This window comes from Megasphaera intestinihominis, assembly GCF_040096415.1.
Lineage (GTDB): Bacteria > Bacillota > Negativicutes > Veillonellales > Megasphaeraceae > Megasphaera > Megasphaera intestinihominis.
Window position 1 is genome coordinate 1 of sequence record NZ_JBBMEU010000134.1, and the last position, 1,339, is coordinate 1,339.

At 48.0% G+C, this 1,339-nt stretch carries 1 protein-coding gene; it reads right to left on the reverse strand.

The genetic code is table 11. The features are described 5' to 3' along the window. Positions 1 to 48 precede the first annotated feature (48 nt). On the reverse strand, positions 49 to 1,230 hold the full coding sequence (locus WMO23_RS11305; protein ID WP_020310338.1) for an IS256 family transposase: 1,182 nt from the start codon (positions 1,228 to 1,230) through the stop codon (positions 49 to 51). Positions 1,231 to 1,339 lie beyond the last annotated feature (109 nt).

Here is a 1,339-nt window from a genome sequence, read left to right on the forward strand (position 1 = left end):
GGTAGTGTCAACTCTTATGTGTAAACTTTTATAGTGTAGACTGAAAGATCAATCCGTGAACATCTCCAACAACTCCGGATATGCTTCTTGAAATCCGCGATGCGCTTTCCCGGAAAAACGTCGGTTATAATCACAGTAGACCATGCAGGCGAATCGTTCCAGCGAATCCTCGTTGGGGAATTGCTCCTTGAGCTTCGCCTTGTGACGAAATCCTTTGTTGTTGTTCTCAATGAGGTTTGACGTGTAGATTGTCTGCTGGATACTCTTCGGAAACTCGTAAAACGAGAAGAGGCTGGACTCATTCTGAAAAAGCTTATGAAGTCGCTTGTACTTTGTTCCATACGAGTCGAGAAAGGCTGACAGTTCTTGTTTTGCGAGTGCGGCATTCTCCTGCCGGTACACACGCTTAAGCGCATCCAAGACGACCTTCCGGTCGGAAGGTCGCACCAGGCGGCTTACAGCACGCATGAGATGAACCCAGCAACTCTGGTACCTGGAACGCGGGAACTCGTTCTGTACTGCGTCTGGGAGACCAACAAGGCCGTCCGAGACGAAGAGCAGTACCTGTTCCAGGCCCCGAATTTTCAAGCTCTTTAGCATATCGGCATAGTTCAGCGCTGACTCTGAAGGCAGAATGGCATAGTCAAGAATTTCCTTGTGTCCTTCCGGCGTAATGCCGAGCAGGACATGGATAGACTCCTTAGCTACGCTGTCGCGACGGAGATGGACATACATTGCATCACAAAAGATAACGGCATATCGCTTGGCAACTGGTCGTTTATGAAACTGTTCAACCTGATCCGACACATTAGCTGCAATCTTGGATATGGTAGCTGGTGTATAGCAATGGCCATACATTTGCTCGATAAGTTCTGCGATTTGACGCGTCGTGACACCGCGTTGGTACAGTTGAATGATTGTAGTCTCCAACGAATCAACACGTTGTTTTCGCGGCGGCAATAATGGCGATTGAAACGCGCCGTTGCGGTCGCGCGGCACATCCACTGTGATTTTGCCATACGACGTCACGATGGTGCGCTGATATGAACCGTTGCGACTATTGCCTGTATGCCATCCGGCGGAACTGTGCTTCTCGTAGCCGAGAAATCCTGCCAGTTCAGCTTTGAGGACGGCATTGACACCTTCTTCGATTTTGCTGCGAAGAAATTCATTGGCGGCCGCACCGCCTTGGAGTAGAGATGTGAGAAGTTCTGTGGTAAGATAAGACATAAAGGAACCTTCTTTCTTTGTGTTTTGTTTGGTCACTTAACACTATAAAGAAAAGTGGTTCCTTTTTCTATACCCACTTCTGAGTTTACACAAATGATTTTACACTATC